Raw genomic sequence first — 17,666 nt, forward strand, 5'->3', positions numbered from 1 at the left:
TATTAGCTAAAGACACTGTGTTGGAAATTCCATCCCTTCTACAACCTAAAATTGCTTTTTATCAGAAGCATTTCGCTGAATTTAAATCATGTGCTCCTCTGCAAACGCTTTTATTGTTTAGTGATTATGCATGCAGACAAATAGAACTTTTAAAGCAAGTAGTTCTTACGGATTACCAAACACCACTGGGTTTGCAAGACTATTCCCGTTTGTTAGAGCAGATAGATGATCAACCATTTAGTCTTTTTGCGAGAGCGTTGCGACAATTTAGACATACTCAATTCCTACGATTATTACTAAGAGAATTAAGTGGCTTGGGAACTACCGAAGACACCATGAGAGCGTGGTCAGACTTTGCCGATGCTATCGTTCTACGGGCGATTCGCTTTTGTGAAAAGGAAGTAGCCACGCGTTATGGATATCCTTGTGATGAGCAGGGGAAACCAACAAAATTATATATATTGGCAATGGGCAAATTAGGGGGGCGTGAACTTAATTATTCTTCTGATATTGATTTAATCTGTGCTTTTTCAACAGCTGGTTATACAAATGGTAGCGAGCAAATTGCGAACCAACAATATTATACAAAGGTAGTGCAATTATTTATTCAACTTTTACAAAATATAACGGCAGAGGGCTTTGTTTTTCGTGTTGATCTGCGTTTGCGTCCAAACGGCGATAGTGGTGCATTAGTTTCAAGTTTAGCTGCTATGGAAACTTATTATCAAGAGCAAGGCAGAGATTGGGAACGCTATGCAATGGTCAAAGCGCGTTTAATCGGAGAAAACACAGAAAATCCCAATCATTGGTTCCATCGTTTAATTACTCCTTTTGTTTACCGGCGTTATGTAGATTTTAGTGTAATTGAGTCTTTGCGCAGTATGAAGGCAATGATTGAGCGTGAAGTTCAACTTAATCCCATGTTAGATGATATTAAGCGCGGGTTCGGGGGGATTCGAGAAGTAGAATTTATTATTCAAAATATGCAATTAATTCGCGGGGGACGAATACCTGATTTACAAACGCAAAATACGATAGCAGCACTTAAAGTGTTAAAACAAGAAGGTTTGTTATCCCATACAGCGGCTTTGCGACAAGCTTATTTTTTTCTAAGAAAATTAGAAAATGTTTTACAAAGTCAAAATGATCAGCAAACGCATTCTTTACCTCAAGATGAATTAAAACAAGCGCAAATAGCCTTTGCTATGGGCTACACTTGGCAAGAACTTTTAAATAAACTCCATCAATATCAGCGCATCATCAGCGCTATTTTTCGCGCAGTTCTTGCAAAAGTTGAGCCTTATGAGGATGAGAAACGCTTATTAACAAATCAGCTAATGAGTTTATGGCAGGGGCATGTCGAAACAACGATGGCTATTAATTTGTTAGCAAGCTTAGGTTTTCAGCGGGCAGAACGGTGTTATCAGATGATTAATGCTTTTCGCCATGCTCCACGTTGCAGGCGTTTATCACAAGCTGCTCGCATGCGTCTTGATCGCTTTATGTTGTTACTATTAAGTGAGTTAGTTCATGTTGTGGATACGGATAGGGTGTTATTGCAAGTTCTCCAGTTATTAGAAAACATTGTTGGTCGCAGCCCTTATCTTGCATTAATTACTGAAAATCCCCAAGTCTTGAAAGAATTATTGTACTGGTTTGCACATAGCCGGTTTATAACATCCTTGATTGTCAATCAGCCTTTTTTATTAGAAGTATTACTCGAACAAGAAAAAAATTGGCATCTTCCCTCACGAAAGGAATTAGAATATTCCTTGGAAAATAGATTAAGCCATTGTGTCGATGGCGAACAAAAAGAAGAAATTCTACGACAATTTAAGTTGGTTAATTGGCTTTCAGCAGCCCGGGCAGAAATTTATGGACGCTACCATGCTACGCGAATCAGTGGTTTTTTGGCAGACGTCGCTGAAGTTATTGTGACAAAAGTTCTTGCATTAGCCTGTGAACAATTAGCTCCACGCTATCCACAAATGACAAAAATTAAATCTCATTTTGCAATTCTTGCTTATGGTAAATTAGGCAGCCGCGAAATGAATTATACCTCAGATCTCGATTTGGTTTTTATTCATGCCACGGACCCAGAAGAGGAAGCCTTAGTTACCCGTTTAACACAAAAAATTCTGCATATGTTGACCACTCGCTCACAGGCGGGCATTTTATATTCGGTAGATACACGTCTTCGTCCCTCGGGGGAGGCGGGATTATTAGTAAGCCATATTGATGCATTTGTGGAATATCAATTGCGTCATGCCTGGACTTGGGAACATCAAGCCCTAATAAGAACAAGAGTCTTAGTGGGCGATAAATATACAGGGCAGACGTTTAAGCAATTAAAAAAAGCAATATTTCAAATCCCTCGAAATCTCACATTGATTCGTGATGAAGTGCTAGCTATGCGTAAAAAAATCTACAAACACGCCAATGGAGATGAAATTAAGCATAAACCAGGAGGTTTAATTGATCTGGAGTTTTTAGTCCAGTATTTGGTGCTAACTCATCCATATGAAAGTTTCTCTCGCTACACGAATACATTGAGTTTATTACGGAAATTATTTGCTGAACGGATCATTGATAAAGAGCAATTTGAGAAACTGGTTAAAGCATACAAACATTATCATCAATTATTGCATCAAAATTTACTCAAGTCTGAAGAGGTTAGTACGGCAAAAACACTACAGAATAATGTTATAGAAGTGGCCGAGCAAATTTACAAAGTCTAAAGTTTATGATTTCTAGTGGGTTAAAATGGTTTTATTAGACCCCATAAATTTTAAACAAAATATGGGGGTCTATTATTATTTGAACTCTATGGCGGTTACTTTGTCTTTAAAAGATTCGTAATCTTGTATCTCTTTTATAAATTTACTGCCTTCTGTACTGATAATCTCCCATGCACGCTTTACTGCAGGTGTGACAGCTTCTTGTATCCTTTTTTGTAATTCCTCGATGCGACCATTTTCCTCATAAGCATATTGAATGAGGGCAAAAGGGAATAAACGGTTTGTAACTGATGCACCTTCCGATTTGTATTTTTCTATTAAGAGGCTGGTCTCTTCTAGTTTCTGACAATGGTCCACTGTATATCGCATCATTAATAATACGCTTACTCTATAGACAAAGGCTTCGCGTGAATAGGCAGGTTTTTCAGGCGGGAGAACGACAAAATCACTTACGCCCATTAAAAGAGGATGACTCATTGGTTTGGCTTGAGGGTCTAATTGCAGTGATACAGTGGGGTGGTTATTTTTAAATTCTTTCTTTATAAGCTTAAGGATACTTTCAATTAAGGGGGCCCCTTTCTTTGGCCACACGATATCCCTTATTTCCGGGATAAACTTCTCTTCTAATTCTTTTATTAATTCAGGGGCAATGGGAGTAGCGCTTTGCCAATCAAGAACAATACCATACTCCCAAAATAACTTGGGAAGCTTTATTTTATTAGAAGTTGTTTCTTCATTTTTAAAAAATTGCATGGAAAACATCTATTTCTCCTTACTTGATTTCAAAAATCAAAGCCATATCATCAGTGAGTAGGTTAAAGTAACTTAATTAAAGAAAGAAAAAATGGGTAAAATTACCCATTTATTAAGGAAAATGGTCTTTTCGAATTAGAAGAGGTAGGTATTCTTTTGCTATAAAATTTTATAGACATTAGGGATTCATAGCGTTTCCAGAAAACGGTTTTAAATTATTCTTACCTTTAAAGACAATTCAAGGATTAACTTTTGGAGTAAAGAATGATGGCTTTAAATTCCATAGGGCAAATTTAAATAACCTTGGTTATTTTTCTACTTTCCTTCCTGTTCCACTAATGGAATATATGCTCTACTAAAAATTATCGTCATCCATTATCCCAGAGACCAATAAAGTTAAATCGAATAATGCTTAGTTTTTGTTTCAATTTTTTTAATCTCTGTTAATGCCTCAATTAAACTGAATTAATAATTTCTACTGACGCTGTTTTCAGCATAGCGGGCTCGCGCTGAGAAATTATAAAAACAGAGAAAAAGGGAACCAACTCTACAAGAAAAAAATAATTTTTCTATTACAGCGTTATCAGGTTAGATATTTTTTTGTGCTTATTGTTTTTGCAGCCAATCAATAATTGCTTGTTTTGTTTCCTGCAAAACCTCAATGAGCTGGTAATATAATTTTTCTAAAAGATGGCTGGGAGCTGTTTTTTGATAACCTTCCAAGTATTGGCAAGCATAGCGCAATCGGGTTGTGCCACAATAAAGCGCACTACTTTTCATTTTAAGTGCAAGTTTTTCCACTGCTGGCCAATTTTTGGCTTCGTAGGCTTGTTGAATCCTTGCTTTATCTTGAGGAATATCTTCATTCACCATAAGCATGAGAGAATCTTTCAATAATTCCACACTACCAAGATTTCCAAGACCTTGTTGTATATCGAGTAATGGAAAATGGCTCAGAGTTAAAAGCTCTTCCTCATTGAGTTGCGTATCCTGCTCAAATAAGAGACCCGATGATTCTAGCTTATTGCTTGGTATGAGTGCTGAAACGATGTCCCTCATTGTTGGTAAATTAATTGGTTTTGCGAAAACTTTATTCATCCCTGCTTCTAAGCATTCATCAACAGAGCTACCTAAAGAATGCGCGGTCAAGCCAACAATAGGAATTGGTTTTTTATCCAAAGCTTGTTCCCAATGACGAATATAGATTGTTAACTCAATTCCAGACATGCCGGGTAAACCAATGTCTGTGATAATCAAATCAAAATCTGTTTTTTTTACTAAATCAAATGCTTCTTCGGCATCCATTGTCGAGGTAAATTGACATCCTACCTGCTTTGTTACTGATTCAAGTAAGCGCAAGGCAATTGTATTATCCTCAATAAGGAGAAGGTGAGGCAACTGTTTTCCTTGGTGTAAGGGTTCATCAGTATGAATAGATGGTTGCTCTGGGACAGAATGAGTATCCTCATGTTGAGACATATCCTCACTCACTAATTCGTTAATATTAGGGTGAGCTTTAGGTAAAGCTTCAGATTTAGCTTTAACAGATAATTTAAAGGAGAAAGTGCTTCCCTTGCCAATCATACTTTTTAACCTTATTTCGCCACCCAATAAAGCCACATATTTTTGCACAATATGCAGGCCTAGCCCATACCCTTTGTAAACTCCTTTATACGAAGGAGCGATACGAAAAAAACGATCAAATACCAGAATTTGTTGCTCATCAGCAATGCCAATGCCCGTATCTTTTATTATAAATTCTAACTCAAGGTTATTCTTATCAGAAGAAATTTGCTTAACCGAGAGAATTATATGTCCTTTTTCGGTAAATTTGATCGCATTTCCTAATAAATTTAACAGAATTTGATGGATTTTGGTGCGATCACTTTGTATCAGTTCAGGAATCAATTCATCAATTTCAACTTTAAAATCAAGGTTTTTGATTTTAATTGCCGGTAATTCAAGCTTACAAATAGTTGATATTTCTTGTCTTAGATTAAACCATTCCTGATGAATCTCCAATTCTTTCAGATTTTCCAAGGAAATTAATTCTAAAACATTATTTAATAATTCTAATAATTGTTCACCACTTTGATTAATCCAGCGAGCATATTCCCTTTCTGTATCCGTATGAGCTTCTACTTCCAATAATTTAGAAATCCCAACAATGCCACTAAGAGGTGTTCTAATATCATGACTCATATTAGCAATGAATTCTGATTTAGTTTTATTGGCGATTTCCGCTGCTTCCTTAGCCTTTTGTAAATCTTCAGTTTGCTTTTTCTCTTCGGTCACATCAGTAGCCACCCCCGTAACGCCATAGCAAATTCCTCGATGATCAATAAGTGGGAAACCGTTATCAATAATCCAGCGAATTTCGCCATTTGGCCTTATAATTCGGTAACGTTCTGAATAACGAGCCTTTTCGCCCAAGAGTTTAATTTGTTCGGCCATTTGATGGATCGGATGATGATTTTTTACATCTTCTGGGTGTAAAAAATCTATCCAAATTTCAGGATTAGCATAGAGCTCAGCCCGAGAGCGTCCCCAGATTCGTTCATAAGAAGGACTAATGTATTGAATTTTTTTAAAATCAGGACTGCTTATCCAGTATACCTGGTCGCTATGCTCAGATAGTTTGGCTAAAAAATCGCCTACTTCATCAAGTGTTAACTGAAATTTAGTTTTTTTTTCTTGCATTGTCATACTTTCTATAACAAGGGTATACTTAAAATATTAGCAAACTACCAAATATTTGTTCATTGAATAAGGAATTTAGCCATGTTTACTCCTGAAGGCCAACTTGCTGATAAAATAGACAAAATTATGCTCCTGGCCATGTGGACTAAAACATTGCATACCGAAAAAACTTTAGCTGTAAATGCTCTCAATGAACTGCGAAAAATAATTTTCGCAGGCATGGGCCAGCCAACCTATCCTGTAAATATGCATACAATAAACCATTATTTACACTATTGGCAGACAATTGAAAAATTAGTTTTAAAAGCGCAAGAAAACCTTGAACAAATCCAAGAAAGTGCAGCCATTGATTACGGACATCCTCAAGGGGATGAAAACGCCAGGAAGATAATGGCTACGGCAATGTCGTCTTGGTATGAATCTGAAATTAAACCTGACCATATTTTGTTTCTAACGGGTGGTGCAGGTGGGTTACGTGTTGTTTTTGAAACGCTTCATGAACTCTATAAGAACACGCCAAAATATCGCATCATTACTCCTTTTCCATATTATAGCCTTTACGCTGATTATGAAGCACATCGGTTGCATCCAATTAACGTAATGAATGAACCAGGCTACAAGTTGACCGCAGAAGCGCTTGAGAGAAGTATTTCCGAAGCTTACGAACTGGCAAAAATAGATCAGGGAAAACCTAAAGCGGTTTTAATTTGTAATCCCAATAATCCACTAGGTACAGTAATTAGTGAGGATGAGTTAATAAAGATAGCGCAGGTTTTAAAAAAATACCCTGATCTACATGTCATTATCGATGAGGCTTATGCCGAAATGGCCTATGAAAAGGCTCCTTCTTTATTAAAAATTGCTCCTTATTTAAAAGATAGAATGCTTGTGATGCGCTCAGGTACTAAGGGACTTTCCGTTGCAGGAGAGCGTTTGGCAGTACTCATGGCGTTTGATAAAGTAATGATGAGCAAGTTAGTAACAAAAAATATTAGTTTAACTGGACATGCGCCTATTTCTGCTCAGAAAGCTTATGCAGAGACAATGAAAAATTTAAGTAATGAAGATCTCGCAGCTCTTAAAAAATTTTATAAAAAGAAAGTTGATTATGTTGCGGAGCGTTTAAACACTATGGGTGCTGGTATGCCTGATCCGAATTATAAAGTAGAAGGTGCTTTTTACGTACTTGCTGATTTTAGTGATATGTTAGGTTTATCACTTCCCGAGCAAGCTAAACGTGCTTTAGGTAAAACTGGGGAAATTAAAACGGATGAAGAGTTAGCTTATGCTCTTTTATTCGAAGATGACTTGATGATAGCTCCTTTATCCTATTTTGGAATGCCTGGTGATAAAGGTTTCATGCGCATTACGTGCAGTAGAAATCTCGACGAATTAAAGGAATTAATGGATAGACTTGAAAATCGGTTATTAGTAGCAAGAAAGGTAAAGAAGAAAAATTTAGAAGACATGATTGCACAATTATCACTTGAATTTACGACTTCTAAAACTACGCAATTCACTCAAAGACTAGATGTTATGAAAGGTGACAAAGAGAATTGTATTACTTTAAAAAAACATAATATGATTCTAAAAGACCTGCTTTCGGAGATGCAGAGAGCGTTAAAGCAAAAGAAGCTTGATGAACAAGAGAAAGCTCCTCCTACACTACAAAGTTTTTTTAAAGAAGAAAGCCAGCATAAAAGAGAGGATTTTAATCAGCAAAGAGAAATCGACAGAGAATGGAGTGAATTCATTGCTACCATGTTCTCAGAGTCCTGCGAAACCAAAACTCTGTTTTTAAATTTACCTGAAGCAGAGCGTAATAAATTCATTCCTTGGCAAAAGCATTTGGAAGACTTAGATAAAGCCAAGCGACAAGAACTCAGTTGATAATCGGAGAGGCTAACTGGATGTGTCCTCAATAAATGACAACATGATTTTAATCTTTAGTATTTAATTGCCGTGAAAATTTCTTATGCTTATACATGAATGAATGCGATCGTCTTCTGTTGAATCTCTGCCAAAAAGAGTAGCTATAGCGTCGTCGAAATCTAAATATTTTCTGCAGCTATTTAGCTTAATATCACCCTTACGTAATTCCTCTAAGGCTATCTGCCCTTTCCGTAGAACTTTATTCGCCCAATCTTCATTCAAATTAAAAGAAAGCTCTATAAAATTGCGAATGATATTAGCAAGAACAATATCTCCCGCCCATTGTTCAGTTTTATTTTTGGGTTTTCCAACTAATGCTTCGTGAGATGCAGGAAATAGCCAAGTATTTGAGCAGTGCGTAAATTCTAATTCGTTGGCAAAAAAAGTTAGACTCTTGGTATTATCAAGAAAGGCGCTAAAAAAAGGTGTATTTATCTGATACTTTTTAGGAAGTAATCCAATCAATTGTTCCCATAGGTTAAGATTACCTGTATTTGACAAATAATTGTGTACTTCCAGGTTCATGGGTACCTTTTCACTGCTATTTGGTACTTTAAGGAAATACCGCAATCTGTCAGTTGGACCGCCTACCACTGAATCAATACAGTGAAGATAAAAAGCTTGTAATTTGATACTACCCGCGGCAATTTGTCGTTCAAGCCATTCCTTAGTTTGATTCAAAACAAATCCACCTCGGCTCCAACCTACCGCGCAAACGATTAATGTTTCACCTGCCTCTTCGGCTTCCTTAGATTGTTTTATTAAAAATTCTTTGGTCTTTTCAAAATTAGCATTAACACCATTATCGCCAATGTGTCCATCGAGTAAGGCACCAAGTGATTTTAATAATGAACCCTTATCATGAGTGACGTCTGTTCCTGGCCCATCAAGAATAAGCATATGCTTTTCTTCACAGTGTTCAGCTAATTGATTAATAAAATTAACTGAATCATACATGAGCCAGGCAGTTGCCTGGCTCAAACTAAAAAAACCGAAATATCCTCCTTTATTTGATCGTTTCTGTGTAATCGAAACTGTTCCATTAGCAAGAATAACGGCTTTTCTAGTTTTTCCCATTTTATCTGTTTGCTTTTTACTTTAATGGAGACGGATTGTATTCAATAAAGATTAAGGATTTCTTAGATTAATGCTATAACCCGCACTTTTGATAAATATCCTGAACATGTGAAATTGCTGTTGTTATTTATAAAATAATTAATCAAATTCAAAACAAGGCATATTTTGACTTAGCTGCGAGAATGTGGGTAAATTTACCCATATCAAAAATTAAACATATAAATTAATATTTAATCTCAAAGATTTTATATAGAGCATTTGAGATGAAAAAAAACCACATCCTGTATACCCTCATGAGTAGGCATCTGCATCGAGATGCTGTACAAGTATTGAATTATGCTTTTATTGATGTTTCTAAGGAAGCAGTAGCCAGATTGATAAGGAAATTGCAAGATCTGCCCATGACTGCTGATGATAATGCAGCAGCAGAGGCTATCGCCAGTTGGTATATCTCTTTACCAAAGGGTGATTTGGTAGGTTTTCCAATGACTGATGGAGAGTATCAACAGAAGAAAGCATCCAATATTGCTAATATCATTAAAAGTGGGGCTTCAGAAAATGAACTAAAGGAAAAAGCTCTTCTCGATATAGGAGCTGGTGATTGCGCAATGACTTATTTGGTCAGTAAGAAATTAAATATGGAAGCGTGTGCAATTGATATACAAACCGAGATTGATTGGGGCGGACAAACGAGTAGTGATAAAGTTGTTAAAAACGAATACATGCAAAAACTCAGCAAGCAATATGTTTATGATGGCAGAGACTTACTCGGTACTTTAGGCAATAAAAAATTCAAAGTGATTATGTTAAATCATTCTTTGCATCATTTCCCCTCTTTTTCCGCGCAACAAAATTGCTTCAGACAAATAGCAGAGTTATTAGAGAAGGATGGGGTTTTGTTTTTATCTGAACACGATAATTGTCACAATGATGATGTTCTTGAGTTGTCTCATCTTTTATTAAATTTAAGATATAGCCTCGATAAATTTATTAAAAATAAGCAACTTAAACAGAATACCCAGCATTCCACAGACAATAATAGCCGGTGTATTACTCTGGACCTGGAAAAAGCTAAGCAAGAGTATACTGCTGTGCTCGATATGGAAAAATTTAAACAAGAATATGGTACCGCTAATTATTTTTCTAAAAATATAATTGACTACCTGGCAAAAAGATTTGGATTTCAGCCTGTCACAGAAAAAATAAGTATGAAAGAAGACGTTTCTAAAACCATATTTTATTATTTTAGAAAAGCTGCAACACCAAATCCATCAAAAAATCCTTTGGGATTTTTTGATGATTCTCCTGAAATTATAAGTCGAGCAAGTAACCAAGAAAAAACAACCTCAAAGCAGGAAAAATTTAATCTAAGAACAACGCTCTAATTAGCCTTAGGGTATAAGTTAATTCGAAAGCTGCTTTGTAGCTCTCGGATTAACGACTGAGGGATCCAGTCAATTTAATCGAGAAACTCAACTCAGAATGGTGTGATTTGTATGAAGAAATTTTTCCGATGGGTTACCTAAGACCATAAAAAATTAAACCAATTCCGCATATAAATCATAGTCATCGCTATCGGTGATAGAGACATCAATCAAACTACCAAGACCTACCTCCCTATTAACCGGTAAATACACTAAACCGTCAATTTCGGGAGCGTCACTTTTGCTACGAGCTATAATTTGTTCTTCATTAATATGATCAATTATCACCGTCTGTGTTGAGCCAACTTTAGCCTCTAATTTCTTACGGCTTATTTCTGCCTGTACTTGCATGAAGCGATGATAACGTTCCTCTTTGATTTCTTCTGAGACAGGATTAGCAAGCTCATTGGCTTTAGCACCTTCAACCGGTGAATATTGAAAGCAACCAACACGGTCTAGTTGAGCTTTTTGCAAAAAGTCCAGAAGCTCTTCAAATTCATCTTCTGTTTCACCAGGAAAGCCGACAATAAAGGTTGAACGCAAAGTGATGTCTGGACAAATCTCACGCCACTGTGCAATTCGTTCCAGCGTATTTTCACTGCTTGCTGGACGTTTCATTGCTTTTAATACTCGAGAGTTAGCATGCTGCAAGGGAATGTCCAAATAAGGTAAAATTAATCCGTCTCGCATGAGAGGAATGATGTCATCCACATGAGGATAAGGATAAACATAATGCAGACGTACCCAAATGCCTAATTCACCTAACTGTTCACATAAATCATAGAACTTGGTGTTGATGGTTTTTCCTTGCCAATCAATAGCCTGATAACGTGTATCAACTCCATAAGCACTCGTATCTTGGGAAATAACGAGTAATTCGTTTACTCCAGCATCTTTTAAGCGTTTTGCTTCTGAAAGCACTTGCGTGAGCGGGTAACTTTGCAACTTGCCTCGCATCGTTGGGATAATGCAAAAAGTACATTTTTGATTACAACCCTCAGAAATTTTTAAATAAGCATAATGTCTTGGTGTTAATTTTATGCCTTGAGGAGGAACAAGTTGAGTAAACGGGTCGGCAGGGGGAGGGAGATGTCTATGGACAGCGCGAACAACTTCTTCGTAAGCATGAGCGCCACTGATATGAAGAACGTCAGGGCAGGCTTCGCGAATAACGTCAGCTTTGGCACCAAGGCAACCAGTGACAATAACACGTCCATTTTCAGCCATGGCTTCTTTAATAGTGTCCAGGGATTCAGTCACTGCTGCATCAATAAAGCCGCAAGTGTTGACTACAACAACACCTGCATCCTGATAACTGGAAACCAGATCATATCCTTGAGCACGCAGTTGAGTAATGATTCGTTCGGAATCAACTAACGCCTTAGGGCAGCCTAAACTGACAAAGCCTACCTTGTGATTCATAATTTTCTATCTGCAAACTGTAAAAAAAGTGGGCGAATTATAACGCTTCTGCAGTGAATTTGTCTAATCCACCGCTGATTTCAATCGATGAAATTAATCAAGGGCAGAGGCTTGGGTTAATTGCTCTAAAAATTTACTTGCCGAAGCTTCACCAATAACGCGCAAACTGCTTTGTTCATTACCTTGTTTATTGAAAAATAAAAAGGTAGGTGGGGCAATTACGCCATATTGTTGAAGTAGCGCTTTGTTCTGAGCATTATTGGCTGTGATATCTACCTTCAATACAACAAAATTTTTTAATGCCGCTTCCACTTGCGGATCTTTAAATGTTGTTGCTTCCATAATTTGGCAAGAAGTACACCAGTCAGCATAAAAATCTAAAAGAACGGGTTTCCCCTTGGCTTTGGCAATCGCTTCTTGTACTTCACTGACGGAGCTAACAGTTTCAATGGGTATACTTTGTGTGGCATTGGCAGCCGTGGAGAGTCCTGCCAGCGGCTGTAGGGGATTACTGTTACCCATACTTGCACCAATTAATATGAGTAGACCATAAATCAAGCTAATAAGACCAAATCCTTGGCGGAATTTAGCATGATTAGAAAGTGCTTTCGTGAGAGCGCCGCAATAGATACCTATAAAAATTAGCCAGCTTGCCCATAAAAGCATAACAATGACAGCTGGTAAGATGCGACTTAATAGAAAAATAGCCACAGCAAGTAACAAGATGCCAAAAAAAGCTTTGACCCCATTCATCCACTTTCCAGCTTTAGGCAACCATTTTCCCGCTGAAGTACCTATTAATAATAGGGGTGTACCCATTCCTAGACCTAAGAAAAATAAAGCCAGACTACCAAATACAATATTATTACTATGAGCGATGTACCCTAGTGCTCCAATTAAGGGGGCTGTAACGCAAGGAGACAGAATCAGCGTGGATAAACTTCCCATGATTGCTGCGCCAAGATAATGTCCTCTGGCTTGGCTACGGCTGGCTCCTGCTAATTTTGCCTGCCATGAGATCGGAAGGCGTAATTCATAGTAGCCAAACATTGACATAGCCAATAACACAAAAAGAAGACTAAATATGCTAATAGCCCAAGGTGATTGCATCGCAATTTGCAGATTACTACCTAGTGAAGCAACAACCGCACCTACCAAGGCATAAGTGGCAGACATGCTTAAGACATAACTTAATGAAAGAAAGAATGCCTTGCGAGTAGATAGATTTTTACCGTGCCCGACAATAATTCCGGATAACACTGGCACCATTGGTAAAACACAAGGTGTAAAGGCTAAAAGTAAACCGAATCCAAAAAAACTAAGAATCACTATTGTCCAGTGATGATTCGCAAAGACGGCTTCTATTTCATTAGTTACGGTTGGGGCAACAGTTGTTGTTTGGGGCGATTCTGCTTCCATGCTGGCACTGGTTAATGCGAAATTGTTATCGATAGTGAGTTTGATTTCGCGCGTCTCGGGAGGGTAGCAAAAGCCATCATCGGCACATCCTTGAAAATGTAAGTTAATTAATGTTTCACCGGGCTGTTCACCTAAAATAGCAACAGGAAGTGATAATTCATCCCGATAAACGTTGTAGCTTTGCCCCCGCTTGTCTGTTTTTATTAAAGACTTGGGAAATCTTAATTCTCCTAGATGCACATTACTATTGGTTTGTTCCGTTAATTTAATGCGGTCAGCATAAATAAAATAACCAGGCTTAACTTGCCAATTAATGGTTAAGGTATTAGGATCGATTTGCTTTACATCAACTTGAAATACTTCTGCAGCCGGAAGAGGGTTTGCGTGATTAAGAAACGACGTAAAACAAAGTAGTAAAAATAGCAACCATTTCTTCATGGACGTATTGCAACCAGTCAAATAGTAAACATTGTAGTAGCAGTATTAAAAAAAGCCAAAATTTTTTTTTACATCACCCCTTGAAAGTTATTTGAGAGCCCCCATATGGCTGTCATCAGCGAAGTACAATCATAGATACATAGAAGTACTCACTGTTGTGTAACGCTAAAAAATCAGAGCTTACTCTGAAAATTATAGGTGATAATTAAAAAACCAGGAGAAAACAAGTATGAAAATTCGTCCTTTACACGATCGTGTTGTTGTTCGTCGTATGGAAGAAGAACGCACTACAGCTGGCGGCATCGTTATTCCAGATAGCGCTACTGAAAAACCCATGCGCGGCGAAGTCATCGCTGTTGGTGCTGGTAAAGTATTAGATAACGGCGACGTTCGTGCTTTGGCTGTCAAAGTTGGTGATGTTGTTCTTTTTGGCAAATACTCTGGTACAGAAGTTAAAGTATCAGGACAAGAATTGGTTGTGATGCGTGAAGACGACATCATGGGCGTAATTGAGAAGTAATCTAATATAAAAGATTTTTAAGGAGATTATTATAATGGCTAAAGAAGTACGTTCTGGCGATGATGCACGTCAACAAATGATTGCTGGTGTAAATATTCTGGCAAATGCTGTGCGAGTTACGATGGGTCCACGTGGACGAAACGTGGTTTTAGAAAAATCTTTTGGTGCTCCCACTGTAACTAAAGACGGTGTATCTGTTGCTAAAGAAATTGAGCTTGAAGATCGCTTCCAAAATATGGGCGCACAAATGGTTAAAGAAGTTGCTTCCAAAACTTCTGATGCCGCTGGGGATGGTACTACAACTGCTACTGTATTAGCTCGTGCTATTATGGTTGAAGGTAACAAAGCAGTTGCTGCTGGTATGAATCCAATGGATCTTAAGCGTGGTATTGATAAAGCAGTTGCGGCTGTAACCAAGCAGTTACAATCAATGTCTAAGCCTTGTAAAGATGGTAAAGCAATTGCTCAGGTTGGAACCATTTCTGCAAACTCTGATCAATCAATTGGTGCTATCATTGCTGAAGCAATGGAAAAAGTAGGTAAAGAAGGTGTTATTACTGTTGAAGATGGCAATAGCCTGGAAAATGAATTATCTGTAGTTGAAGGTATGCAGTTTGACCGTGGCTATATATCCCCATACTTCATCAACAATCAACAAAACATGAGTGCTGAGCTTGAGCATCCATTCATTCTTTTAGTTGATAAAAAGATTTCTAACATCCGTGACATGCTTTCTGTATTGGAAGGTGTTGCTAAATCTGGACGTCCTTTGCTGATCGTTGCAGAAGATGTTGAAGGTGAAGCATTAGCTACGCTAGTTGTTAACAATATGCGTGGTATTGTTAAAGTATGCGCAGTTAAGGCACCTGGTTTCGGTGATCGTCGTAAAGCAATGTTGCAAGATATTGCTATTCTGACACACGGCCAAGTTATCTCAGAAGAAGTAGGTAAGAGCCTTGAGGGTGCTTCATTAGAAGACCTAGGTACTGCAAAACGCGTTGTAGTAACAAAAGAAAACACTACTATCATTGACGGTGAAGGTAAAGAATCTGAAATTAACGCTCGTATTACCCAAATTCGTGCACAAATGGAAGAAACAACTTCTGATTATGATCGTGAGAAGTTACAAGAGCGCGTTGCCAAGTTAGCAGGCGGTGTTGCTGTTATCAAAGTTGGTGCGGCTACTGAAGTTGAAATGAAAGAGAAAAAAGCTCGTGTTGAAGATGCTTTACATGCAACTCGTGCTGCTGTTGAAGAAGGTATCGTTGCCGGTGGTGGTGTTGCCTTGATTCGTGCTCAGAAAGTATTGGATGGCTTAAAAGGTGATAATGCTGATCAAGACATGGGTATTAACATCCTACGTCGTGCTATCGAATCGCCATTACGTCAAATCGTCGCTAATGCTGGTTATGAAGCTTCTGTTATTGTTAACAAAGTTGCTGAAAACAAAGACAACTATGGGTTCAATGCTGCAACTGGTGAGTATGGCGATATGGTTGAAATGGGTATCCTTGATCCAACTAAAGTGACTCGTACTGCCTTACAAAACGCAGCCTCTGTTGCAAGCTTAATGCTAACCACTGAGTGCATGATTGCTGATCTTCCAAAGAAAGAAGAAGCAGTAGGTGCTGGTGATATGGGTGGCATGGGCGGAATGGGCGGCATGGGCATGATGTAAGCCTAAGCTACTCCCCATAAAAAAACCCGCTTTTTAGCGGGTTTTTTTTATTCTCAAGTTTTCATAATTAGTATCACTGGATTAAGGACACACTTCTTTAAGTTAGTCTAAACTAAAATACAGAGGATAAAAAAATAAAGGTCTTGCAACAATAACAGATCCTAATAAGGAGTGTTAACCATGGTAAGCCAACGAAGTGTTGTAAAGGCCAGTGAAGTAACTGGTGTATACGTCAAGAATATGAATGGTGAGAACCTTGGTACAATTAATGAGTTAGTGATTGATAAGGCGTTTGGTAAGGTAAATTATTTAGTACTGGAATTTGGTGGTATTTTAGGATTTGGGAATAAATTTTTTGCTCTTCCCTGGCACTTATTCAAATATGATAAAACAGCGGATTGTTTTCTCATTGACATAGATAAAGAACATTTAAAAAATGCTCCAGGATTTGACAAGGATAATTGGCCCGACTTTGCAGCACCTGATTTTGCAACCAAAATTCATAAATACTATGAATAAATTAATGTCATTTATAAGGAAATATCATGACTAAAACTCCCTCAAAATCTGATAATGGAAAAGAAAAAACAAAACATTTACACAAAGAAGATAACCTTACTGTCGATCCAGTTTCAAGAACACGCAAAAAAGGAGACAGAGAAATTGAGCTCGATAAAATTGAAGAGCAATATCAACAATTAAAAAATAATACTGAAGAATGGATTGAAGAGAGTAAGAAAAAGTTCGATGAAGCCCAGGAAACAATAAAAAGCTACGCCGATGAGTTGGCACAAAACGTGAAGAAAAATCCGCTCACCTCTATTTTGATTGCTGGAGGTATTGGATTTATTTTGTCATCACTTTTTAGAAAGTGATTATGATGAATTTCATCGAGCACTTGGAAAGATTAATTTTCGGTAAGATAGCTGTAGCTAAAGGGCTAATGACTTTATTACAGCTAGAGGCGAAGCTTGCTGGATTAAATATTGTACCTTTATTGCTGAGCATAGGGGCATTAATGGCACTTTTTTTCTCTGGTTGGTTAACAGTGATGGTATTAATCGGTTATTGGCTCACGTTTTGGTTTGGATTTTTAATAGCGCTAATCGTTATTTTACTGCTTAATATCATCGCCTTATTTTTGGTTATAAAGAGTTTGATTTCTTGTATTAGACAAATGAGTTTTGAAAAAACAAGAGCTTTATTAAGGGATCATTCAAAGGATAGTCATGAACTCACGAAGAAAATTACGAAGCGCCATTAACCGCTTGGACACTAAGATTCAAATAGAGCGGACAATGTTAGTGGAGCATAAAGATTATTTCAGGCAGCTAAAGGAAGATAATAAATACCTTTTATTGGTTTTTCTCATTCCCTCTTTTTTAGCGGGTTGGAAAGAAGGAGGAAAAATAGACTCTCAAAAACAATTAAGTAAGAGTGGAAAGAAAAGAATGGGAGGATTTAATCGCTTTGCTAAATTTATGTTTCATTCGGCGTTGTCAATGATTAACCCGCAGAGGTTATTAAAATGAGTTTGAAAATTATTGATGGGATCGTTAAAGCAA

At 37.5% G+C, this 17,666-nt stretch carries 14 protein-coding genes; 9 read left to right on the top strand and 5 right to left on the bottom strand.

Annotated features, from left to right (window positions below; all coding sequences use genetic code 11):
• Nucleotides 1–17: 17 nt before the first annotated feature.
• A complete protein-coding gene (gene glnE, locus PXX05_RS02605; protein ID WP_420844610.1) occupies nucleotides 18–2,738 on the top strand; it encodes a bifunctional [glutamate--ammonia ligase]-adenylyl-L-tyrosine phosphorylase/[glutamate--ammonia-ligase] adenylyltransferase in 2,721 nt (906 codons plus the stop codon).
• 75 nt (nucleotides 2,739–2,813) lie between these two features.
• On the opposite strand, the gene PXX05_RS02610 is transcribed toward glnE, so the two are convergent.
• Complete coding sequence (locus PXX05_RS02610; RefSeq protein ID WP_275089498.1) at nucleotides 2,814–3,500, bottom strand: hypothetical protein; 687 nt, start codon at nucleotides 3,498–3,500, stop codon at nucleotides 2,814–2,816.
• Nucleotides 3,501–4,097: 597 nt separating this feature from the next.
• On the bottom strand, nucleotides 4,098–6,191 hold the full coding sequence (locus PXX05_RS02615) for a PAS domain-containing hybrid sensor histidine kinase/response regulator (RefSeq protein WP_275089499.1): 2,094 nt from the start codon (nucleotides 6,189–6,191) through the stop codon (nucleotides 4,098–4,100).
• An 81-nt stretch (nucleotides 6,192–6,272) separates the two neighbouring features.
• Here PXX05_RS02615 and PXX05_RS02620 point away from each other — a divergent pair, with 81 nt between their 5' ends.
• Nucleotides 6,273–8,081 carry a pyridoxal phosphate-dependent aminotransferase gene (locus tag PXX05_RS02620; protein ID WP_275089500.1) on the top strand — a complete coding sequence of 603 codons (1,809 nt, stop codon included), beginning with the start codon at nucleotides 6,273–6,275 and terminating at the stop codon, nucleotides 8,079–8,081.
• Nucleotides 8,082–8,144: 63 nt separating this feature from the next.
• Here PXX05_RS02620 and PXX05_RS02625 read toward each other — a convergent pair whose 3' ends face one another.
• On the bottom strand, nucleotides 8,145–9,200 hold the full coding sequence (locus tag PXX05_RS02625) for a hypothetical protein (RefSeq protein WP_275089501.1): 1,056 nt from the start codon (nucleotides 9,198–9,200) through the stop codon (nucleotides 8,145–8,147).
• A 263-nt stretch (nucleotides 9,201–9,463) separates the two neighbouring features.
• Between PXX05_RS02625 and PXX05_RS02630 the strand changes: the two genes are divergently transcribed.
• On the top strand, nucleotides 9,464–10,585 hold the full coding sequence (locus PXX05_RS02630) for a class I SAM-dependent methyltransferase (protein ID WP_275089502.1): 1,122 nt from the start codon (nucleotides 9,464–9,466) through the stop codon (nucleotides 10,583–10,585).
• Between the two features lie 153 nt (nucleotides 10,586–10,738).
• Here the strand turns inward: PXX05_RS02630 and rimO are convergent, their stop codons facing one another.
• Nucleotides 10,739–12,046: a 30S ribosomal protein S12 methylthiotransferase RimO gene (gene rimO, locus PXX05_RS02635; RefSeq protein ID WP_275089503.1), complete on the bottom strand. Its 1,308-nt coding sequence runs from the start codon at nucleotides 12,044–12,046 to the stop codon at nucleotides 10,739–10,741.
• 93 nt (nucleotides 12,047–12,139) lie between these two features.
• On the bottom strand, nucleotides 12,140–13,903 hold the full coding sequence (gene dsbD, locus PXX05_RS02640; RefSeq protein WP_275089504.1) for a protein-disulfide reductase DsbD: 1,764 nt from the start codon (nucleotides 13,901–13,903) through the stop codon (nucleotides 12,140–12,142).
• A 229-nt stretch (nucleotides 13,904–14,132) separates the two neighbouring features.
• Here dsbD and groES point away from each other — a divergent pair, with 229 nt between their 5' ends.
• From groES to PXX05_RS02670, 6 genes are all read left to right on the top strand, one after another.
• A complete protein-coding gene (gene groES / locus PXX05_RS02645; protein ID WP_275089506.1) occupies nucleotides 14,133–14,423 on the top strand; it encodes a co-chaperone GroES in 291 nt (96 codons plus the stop codon).
• A 34-nt stretch (nucleotides 14,424–14,457) separates the two neighbouring features.
• Nucleotides 14,458–16,101, top strand: coding sequence for a chaperonin GroEL (gene groL / locus PXX05_RS02650; RefSeq protein WP_476737579.1), 1,644 nt, complete (start codon nucleotides 14,458–14,460; stop codon nucleotides 16,099–16,101).
• Between the two features lie 180 nt (nucleotides 16,102–16,281).
• Entirely contained in the window at nucleotides 16,282–16,620 is a 339-nt protein-coding gene (locus PXX05_RS02655; protein ID WP_275089507.1) for a PRC-barrel domain-containing protein, read from the top strand.
• Between the two features lie 26 nt (nucleotides 16,621–16,646).
• The gene (locus tag PXX05_RS02660; RefSeq protein WP_275089508.1) at nucleotides 16,647–16,976 is read left to right on the top strand and encodes a hypothetical protein; all 330 of its coding nucleotides are present in this window, start codon (nucleotides 16,647–16,649) and stop codon (nucleotides 16,974–16,976) included.
• Nucleotides 16,977–16,978: 2 nt separating this feature from the next.
• Nucleotides 16,979–17,365, top strand: coding sequence for a hypothetical protein (locus tag PXX05_RS02665; RefSeq protein WP_275089509.1), 387 nt, complete (start codon nucleotides 16,979–16,981; stop codon nucleotides 17,363–17,365).
• 34 nt (nucleotides 17,366–17,399) lie between these two features.
• Entirely contained in the window at nucleotides 17,400–17,633 is a 234-nt protein-coding gene (locus tag PXX05_RS02670) for a hypothetical protein (protein ID WP_275089510.1), read from the top strand.
• Nucleotides 17,634–17,666 lie beyond the last annotated feature (33 nt).

Source organism: Legionella cardiaca (assembly GCF_029026145.1).
Lineage (GTDB): Bacteria > Pseudomonadota > Gammaproteobacteria > Legionellales > Legionellaceae > Tatlockia > Tatlockia cardiaca.